Raw genomic sequence first — 6,947 nt, 5'->3', positions numbered from 1 at the left:
GCCGCCGTGGTTGCTGCGGTCATCGCCGCGGTGGTCGCCGTCGAAGCCGCAAGCGCGGCTTCCGGCAGGTCGGCCAGCGCGGACGCTGGACCAGTGCCTGCGCCACGACCGCCGCGGCAGCCGCGGCAGTCGGTCTTGCGGCGGCCGTCGACGCGGGCCACTTCGCCTGCGGCTCCTGCGCCATCTGCGCCAGGGTGCGGCCGCCGGCCGCGAACTGCGCCAGGTGCGATTCGTAGAACATCCCGCTGTCCGACACCGTCTGCGCCAGCGTGCCGGCCAGCGCCGTGGCCGCCGGTGGCTGGCCCGCGCCGAGCATCGGCGCAGCGCCGCGCACCGGCCCCGGTGTCGCGCCGAGGTCGGCCAGCACCGCGCTGATGACGCGCGCCGCCATCGACAGCTGCGTCTGCGCCGAGGGCGAGCCGCCCGCGCCGCCCGAGGCACCGCCGGACGTGCCCGCCGGAATCAGCCGGTCGAGCGCCGCGTTGGACGGCAGCCGCACGTCGTTCGCCACCTTGTCCACGCCGATGACCGCGCCCGGCGCACCAATGGCGGCTTCGCCCTTGATGCCCAGCACATCGAGGCGCGGCGCCAGCCTTGCGGCGAGCAGCGCGTCGAGCAGTCCGGCGATGACAGTCATGGTGCGTGCGTTCCGTGGACGGTCAGTGCGTCATCACGCCGTAGGCACGGTCGAGACTCTTCTGCTGGTTCAGGTAGCCCATCCGGCGCACGAGGTCGTCCAGCTGGGGCTTCACCAAGCCCGACAGCTCGGCCTGTTCGGCGCGGATGCGGTCCAGCAGGTGCAGCGCGTGTTCCAGCTGCGACTCGTCCAGCGACGTGAGGGGTTCGATTTCCCTCAGCCTCGCGACGATGGTGCAGCAGCGGGCTTCCAGTTCCGGAAGCCGCCCCCACTCCTTTGCACGCGCCAGCTCCAGCATCAAAGAAATACTGGACGCAAGTTGCTCGTAGCAATGAACGATCTCACTCCGGACTGCCATCTTTTCCCTGTCTTTTTTCTGTGTGTTGCCGCGCTTCAACCGCGCGACTGGCTGTCGATCTCCCGCCAGGCGGAAGCGATGGTTTCGAGCAAACGGTCGGCCTCGTCCAGCGAGCCGACGTCGTTGCGCACGTTGGCCAGGAGCAGCAGCCGCACGACGTAGTCGTACAGGGCCGAGAGGTTGCTCACGAGTTCGCCACCGGCTTCGCCGGCGGCCTGCGCATCGAGGCTGGCCTTCAGGCCGTTGTCGACGATGTTGATGGCCCGGGAGATCGCGCTGCCCTTCGGTGCGATCTCGCCCGCGCCCATGTGGTGGCGGGCCGCGCCGATGGCGGTCTTGGCGCCGTCGAACAGCATCATGATCAGCTGCAGCGGCGTGGCGCTCATGGCCGTGGACTCCACGCCCACGCGCGCATAGGCGCCCGCGCCGGTCCGGATTGGTGAGGTGTGTACATCGGAATCTCCTGGGTTCCCGTGATCAGCTCTTGGTCCCGTTGATCGCGTTGAACTGCTGCGTGAGGTAGGCCTTGGTGTTGTTCATGCTGTTGATCATCACGTCCAGCTGGTTGAACTGGGCCTTGTAGCGGGCCACCGTCGAGTCCACGCGCACCTGCATGGCGTCGTACTGGGTGTCGAGTTGCTTGATGGTGGAAGTCACGCCGTCGCTGGCCACCTTCAGGGCGCCGGTGTTCAGGTCGGTCACGATCGCGTCGATCTGCTTGCCGTAGCCGCCCGTGCTGCCGGTGGCGCTGGAGAACAGGTTGGCCACGGCCTTCAGGTTGGTGGACAGCGCCTTGTCGAGCTTGGTCGAATCCACGGCCAGGGTGCCGTCCTTCTGGAACGCCACGCCGATCTCGGTGAGCACCTTCATGTCGCCGCCGGACTGCGGCGTGGTGAGCGCCTGGCGGATGCGCGTCTGCAGGTTGCGCAGCGTCGAGTCGCCGGTCAGCGCCGAGGAGGTCTTGGTGGTGGCGTCGTAGGCGGTCAGCGACTTGGCCGTGCTCTGCAGCGCGTTGTAGGCGTTCACGAAATCGGTGATGGCCGTCTTCACGCTCGCGGTGTTTTCCTTCAGCGACAGGCCGGTCTTGCCGGTGTTCACCAGCGTGAGCGTGGCGCCCTGGATGGCTTCCTTGACGGTATTGGTCGAGCTCGTGACGTCGATGCCGTTCACGTTCAGCAGGGCGTTCTGCGCCACCGAGGTCTGCTTCAGGTTCTGCGTGCCGGCCGGGTCGTTGTTCAGCAGACCTTGCAGCGGGGCGTCGCCGTCGACCGAGATGCGCATGCTCGACTTCTCGCCGGTCGTCGAAGACGTCAGCACCAGGCGGTTGGGCGTGCCGCTGCCGTCGTTCACGATGCTGGCCGTCACGCCGGCCTTGGCGTTGTTGATGGCGGTGCGAATGCCTTCCAGCGTGTTGTTGGTCGGATCGATGGTGATCGACTTGGCGGGCTGGCTCGCATCGGCGGTGAAGGTGGCGCCGGTGTACTTGCCGGTGGCGGGATCGAGCGTGCCGCCCGTGATCTGGCCGAAGTCGATGGTGATCTTGCCGTTGCCGATCGCGGTCTTGCTGTCGGCCTGGCCCGCGCTGATGACGGTCTGCGGCTGCGCCAGTCGCGACACATCGATGGTGTAGTTGCCCGCGGCGCTCGCGTCGGTGGCCGATGCGGCCAGGATGCCGCTGACCGTCGGCGTGCCGGTCACGTTCTGGAACAGCGCCGGGTCGCCCAGCTTCTTGGCGGCCGTCTGCAGCGTGCTGAGCGCGCTCTGGATCGTGCCGTAGGCCGACAGCTTGGTCGTGTAGCTCTTGGCCTTGGCCTGCAGTGCCACGAGCGGCTGGCTCTCGGCGGTCTGGAGTTGCGTGAGCAAGGTGGCGAGGTCGAGGTTGGAGCCGACGCCGAGACTGCTGATCGTTGCCATGTGAATGTGTTCCTGAATGAGTGCTGCTGCTGCAGATGAGTAATCGGGTGCGGCCTCAGGCCGCGTGGTCCACCAGCAGGCCGTTGCCGTCGCTCATCAGCTTCGCGATGCGCAGGACGTCTTCGTTGGGAATCTGGCGAATGACCTCGCCGCTGGTGCTGTCGACCACCTTGACGATGAGCTTGTCGGTGTCCTTGTCGACCTCGAAGCGCACGCCGACCTCGCGCAGCGAGAGCGCCGTGTTCACGTGGTGCACCGCCTGCTCGACCTGCACCGGTGTCGCCTCGTCCCTGGCCTCGCCCTTGGCTGCGGCGCCCAGCCCGCGCGCGCCCACGCCCGCGGCGCCGCCGACGAGCAGCTGCGTCCACGGGTTGTCCTTCGCGAGGGTTGCTGGCACGGGGTTCGACATCATTTCCACCTTGTTCGTTGTGTTCGCTGTCCTCTGCGGCCTCGCGCCATCGGGAGATGGCGCATGGCCGCAGAGAGCAGCGCAGGCAGACCCGACATGTTCGGGGGACCTGCACCGGCCTGACCCCACCCTTGTCGGGTGGGGCCCGGCATTGCTTTGCTTCTAGCTAGCCGTTGTCGATCAACGCAGGAGCGACAGCACGCCTTGCGTGGTCTGGTTGGCTTGCGACAGCACCGAGGTACCGGCTTGCTGCAGGATCTGCGCGCGGGTCATGTTCGACACTTCCACGGCGTAGTCAGCGTCTTCGATGCGCGAACGCGACGACGACAGGTTGGTCACCGTGGTGCCCAGGTTGGCGATCACCGAGTCGAAACGGTTCTGCACCGCACCCAGCGAGCTGCGCAGCTTGTCGACCTTGGACAGGGCGTCGTCCAGTGCCTTCAGCGGGTCGGCCGTTGCCGTCACGTTGCTGACTGCGTTGGTCGTCAGCTTGCCGGGCTTGGACGAGTCGGCGTACACGACGTTGGCGTTCGCGTCGGTCACGGTGCCGTTGCTGTGCAGGTTCAGGGTCTGGGCAGCCGTGGTGGTCAGCGCGCCGCTGACGTCCACGAACACTTGCGTACCTTGGGCAACAGCGCCGGTCGCGGCAGCCACCGTGTAGGCAGCCGTGGCGCCACCGCCGTCGATGTCGATCGTGGAAGCAACACCCGAGTTCACCAGGGCAGCGACAGCCGAAGCCGAAGCGGGTTCCTTGGTGACGTCCAGGGCGCCGGCGGTGGCCGTGCCGGTGAAGGTCGTGCCCGTTGCGCCGATGCGGATCGTGTCGCCGGTGGCCATGGCCGTGGTGACGTTGCTGACGTTGGCGGCGGCAGCGGTACCGCCGGTGTTGGTCTTCGTCAGGTTCTTCGACGCGTCCAGGAACAGCGCCGAGCCGTCGGCAGCGTCGGTCATTGCACCGTTGCTGTCGATCTTGACGTCCATCGACTTCGTGCCGAGCGTGACGGTCGCGGTCGTGGTCGTGCCGGCGGGCGGGGTCAGCGAGCTCGTCAGGGCAGCGCCCGTGCGACCCGTTTCAGCAGCCGTGTAGCTCTTGCTTGCGGCGCTGTAGGTGTAGGTGGCGTTGCCAACCACGACCGTGCCCTTGTCCTGCATCTTGCCCAGGACGTCGTCGGCCTTGGCACCGTTGTTGGCGGCCGTCAGCGTCTTGGTGTAAGGCGTCGTGCCGTTCACGGTCGGCTGTGCAGCCCAGCCGTCGACCAGCAGGTCGGCAGCGGTAGCGCCCTTGTTGGCGGCGCCCTTGCCGTTCACGTTGAAGCTGTCCAGACCCAGGGTCTTGGCGCTGATTTCCTGCAGGTTGATGTCGATGGTTTCGCCGTCGTTGGCACCGACTTGAACGGTCAGCTTGCCGGCGTCAGCCGACAGAACCTTCACGCCGTTGAACTGGGTCTGGGTCGACACGCGGTTGATTTCGTCCAGGCGCTGGCCGATTTCCGACTGGATCGAGTCCAGGTCGGTCGACGAGTTCGTGCCCGTGGCGGCTTGCACCGACAGTTCGCGGATGCGTTGCAGGTTGTTGTTGACTTCGGTCAGCGCGCCTTCAGTCGTCTGAGCGATCGAGATGCCGTCGTTGGCATTGCGCGTTGCTTGCGTCAGGCCCTTGATGTTGGCAGTGAAGCGGTTGGCGATGGCCTGGCCGGCGGCATCGTCCTTGGCGCTGTTGATGCGCAGGCCCGACGACAGGCGCTGGATCGCCGTGTTCAACGCCGATTGCGACTTGGTCAGGTTGTTCTGCGTGAGCAGGGAAAGAGAATTGGTGTTAATGACTGATGCCATTTTCGACTCCTGGTATACGAAGGTTGTGGAAACCGGCACGAGGCCGTAACGCTGGACCCGCTCCTGCTGTCAGACTCAAGCCATCGTTGATTTGGTTATCGGCCACGTCTTTCAAACATTTAGGCCGGCGTACAAAAAAGTTCCACGAACCATCCGCGACACAACCCGCCGCCCTCAGGCCTGCATGTTCATGACTTCCTGATAGGCGGTGACCAGGCGGTTGCGCACCTGCAGGCCGGTCTGGAACGCCACGTTGGCCTTCTGCAGGTCGACCATCACGTCGTTCAGGGCGACGCCGGGCTTGCCCAGCTCGAACGACTCGGCTTGCGCATAGGCGCTTTGCTGGGCGCCGTTGATATTCGCAATGGAGCGCTTGAGCTCGGCGGCAAAGCCGCCGGCCTCGGCGGGCGCGGCGCCCGTGGGCGCGATGCCTGTGTTGAGCGCGGTGACGCGCATCTGCTGCAGGACGGATTCGATGGCGCTGATCGACATGGGGTTCTTCCTCTTTGAACACTTCTGCGTGACTTGACAAGGAGGGTCCAGAGCCCCTCCACCTGCATGCAGCGTATCAAGGGAAGACCCCGATTCAAGCGCCCAACTGAGGGCAAAAACCCCGGCTGTTCGACCGATCGAATTCCTTGCGTCTGTTGACAATCGTTCGCGAAACGAACAGGCCGCGGACGACATCACCGGCCCTCCGGAATGACATCTCAACACCGAATCCCCTCTCTCACCATGGCACTCGACCCCCGCGGCCGCCCGGCCATGACCAAGGTGCCCGCATGAGCACCACGGCACCCGCCGGCGAGCTGCCGGCGGCCGGCAACGGCCTGCCACCGATCCTGGAGCGACTGCGCGCCCAACCCAAGCTGCCGATGATCATTGGCGGCGCGGCGCTGGTGGCCGCGGCCGCCGCGTCATGCTGTGGAGCCGCGCGCCCGACTACAAGGTGCTCTATACCAATGTGTCGGACCGCGACGGCGGCGCGATCATCGCGTCGCTGCAGCAGATGAACGTGCCCTACAAGTTCGCCGAAGGCGGCGGCGCGATCCTGATCGCGGGCGACAAGGTGGCCGAGACGCGCCTGAAGCTCGCGGCCCAGGGCCTGCCCAAGGCCGGCGGCGTCGGCTTCGAACTGATGGACAACCAGAAGTTCGGCACCAGCCAGTTCGCCGAGCAGATCAATTACCAGCGCGGCCTCGAAGGCGAGCTGGCGCGCTCCATCGAGTCGATCGGCACCATCGAGTCGGCCCGCGTGCACCTGGCGCTGCCCAAGCCGTCGCTGTTCGTGCGCGACCAGAAGAAGCCCTCGGCCTCCGTGGTGCTGAACCTGATGCGCGGGCGCAGCATCGACGAAGGCCAGGTCAGCGCCATCGTGCACATGGTCTCCAGCAGCGTGCCCGACCTGGACGCCAAGAGCGTGACGGTGGTCGACCAGCGCGGCAACCTGCTGTCGTCCGCGCGCGGCGCCGACCGCGGGCTGGACGTGAGCCAGCTCAAATATGCGCAGGAAATAGAGCAGAACTACATCCGCCGCATCGAGGCCATCCTGCAGCCCATCGTGGGCGCGAGCAACGTGCGCGCGCAGGTGGCGGCCGAGATCGACTTCGCGGTGGTCGAGCACACCGACGAAAAGTACAAGCCCAACCAGGACCCGACGCAGGCCGCCGTGCGCAGCCAGCAGTCCAGCGAATCGGCGCAGCACAACGGCGGGCCGCCCGGCGGCGTGCCGGGCGCGCTGTCGAACCAGCCGCCGGTGAACCCGAGCGCGCCCATCGTCGGCCCCCGCGCGCCCA

At 66.6% G+C, this 6,947-nt stretch carries 7 protein-coding genes and 1 pseudogene; 1 reads left to right on the top strand and 7 read right to left on the bottom strand.

Going from position 1 to position 6,947, the window contains the following annotated elements; translation table 11 throughout:
- Positions 1 to 19 precede the first annotated feature (19 nt).
- The 7 genes from BMG07_RS38895 to fliE form a co-directional block, all read right to left on the bottom strand.
- The gene (locus tag BMG07_RS38895; RefSeq protein ID WP_198088951.1) at positions 20 to 637 is read right to left on the bottom strand and encodes a hypothetical protein; all 618 of its coding nucleotides are present in this window, start codon (positions 635 to 637) and stop codon (positions 20 to 22) included.
- A 22-nt stretch (positions 638 to 659) separates the two neighbouring features.
- A complete protein-coding gene (locus BMG07_RS38890) occupies positions 660 to 995 on the bottom strand; it encodes a flagellar protein FliT (RefSeq protein WP_269759837.1) in 336 nt (111 codons plus the stop codon).
- 35 nt (positions 996 to 1,030) lie between these two features.
- Positions 1,031 to 1,381, bottom strand: a complete 351-nt coding sequence (gene fliS / locus BMG07_RS38885; RefSeq protein ID WP_198088950.1) for a flagellar export chaperone FliS — start codon at positions 1,379 to 1,381, stop codon at positions 1,031 to 1,033.
- 91 nt (positions 1,382 to 1,472) lie between these two features.
- A complete protein-coding gene (fliD, locus tag BMG07_RS38880; protein WP_198088949.1) occupies positions 1,473 to 2,909 on the bottom strand; it encodes a flagellar filament capping protein FliD in 1,437 nt (478 codons plus the stop codon).
- Between the two features lie 55 nt (positions 2,910 to 2,964).
- Positions 2,965 to 3,318: a flagellar protein FlaG gene (locus BMG07_RS38875; protein WP_198088948.1), complete on the bottom strand. Its 354-nt coding sequence runs from the start codon at positions 3,316 to 3,318 to the stop codon at positions 2,965 to 2,967.
- A gap of 180 nt (positions 3,319 to 3,498) precedes the next feature.
- Positions 3,499 to 5,151 carry a flagellin gene (locus BMG07_RS38870; RefSeq protein WP_198088947.1) on the bottom strand — a complete coding sequence of 551 codons (1,653 nt, stop codon included), beginning with the start codon at positions 5,149 to 5,151 and terminating at the stop codon, positions 3,499 to 3,501.
- 174 nt (positions 5,152 to 5,325) lie between these two features.
- Entirely contained in the window at positions 5,326 to 5,643 is a 318-nt protein-coding gene (fliE, locus tag BMG07_RS38865; RefSeq protein WP_198088946.1) for a flagellar hook-basal body complex protein FliE, read from the bottom strand.
- A 290-nt stretch (positions 5,644 to 5,933) separates the two neighbouring features.
- On the opposite strand from fliE, the pseudogene fliF reads away from it, so the two are divergent.
- Positions 5,934 to 6,947: pseudogene (gene fliF, locus BMG07_RS38860) on the top strand (flagellar basal-body MS-ring/collar protein FliF); the annotation flags it as partial.

This window comes from Variovorax sp. E3 (genome assembly GCF_016082275.1).
Lineage (GTDB): Bacteria > Pseudomonadota > Gammaproteobacteria > Burkholderiales > Burkholderiaceae_C > Variovorax.
The sequence above is the reverse complement of the archived record's forward strand: the minus strand, read 5'-3'. Positions and strand labels throughout refer to the sequence as shown.

Bases quoted from the DNA above. Each gene is read 5' to 3' on its own strand.
- BMG07_RS38895 (WP_198088951.1), bottom strand. From the start codon at position 637: ATGACTGTCATCGCCGGACTGCTCGACGCGCTGCTCGCCGCAAGGCTG.
- BMG07_RS38890 (WP_269759837.1), bottom strand. From the start codon at position 995: ATGGCAGTCCGGAGTGAGATCGTTCATTGCTACGAGCAACTTGCGTCC.
- fliS (WP_198088950.1), bottom strand. From the start codon at position 1,381: ATGAGCGCCACGCCGCTGCAGCTGATCATGATGCTGTTCGACGGCGCC.
- fliD (WP_198088949.1), bottom strand. From the start codon at position 2,909: ATGGCAACGATCAGCAGTCTCGGCGTCGGCTCCAACCTCGACCTCGCC.
- BMG07_RS38875 (WP_198088948.1), bottom strand. From the start codon at position 3,318: ATGTCGAACCCCGTGCCAGCAACCCTCGCGAAGGACAACCCGTGGACG.
- BMG07_RS38870 (WP_198088947.1), bottom strand. From the start codon at position 5,151: ATGGCATCAGTCATTAACACCAATTCTCTTTCCCTGCTCACGCAGAAC.
- fliE (WP_198088946.1), bottom strand. From the start codon at position 5,643: ATGTCGATCAGCGCCATCGAATCCGTCCTGCAGCAGATGCGCGTCACC.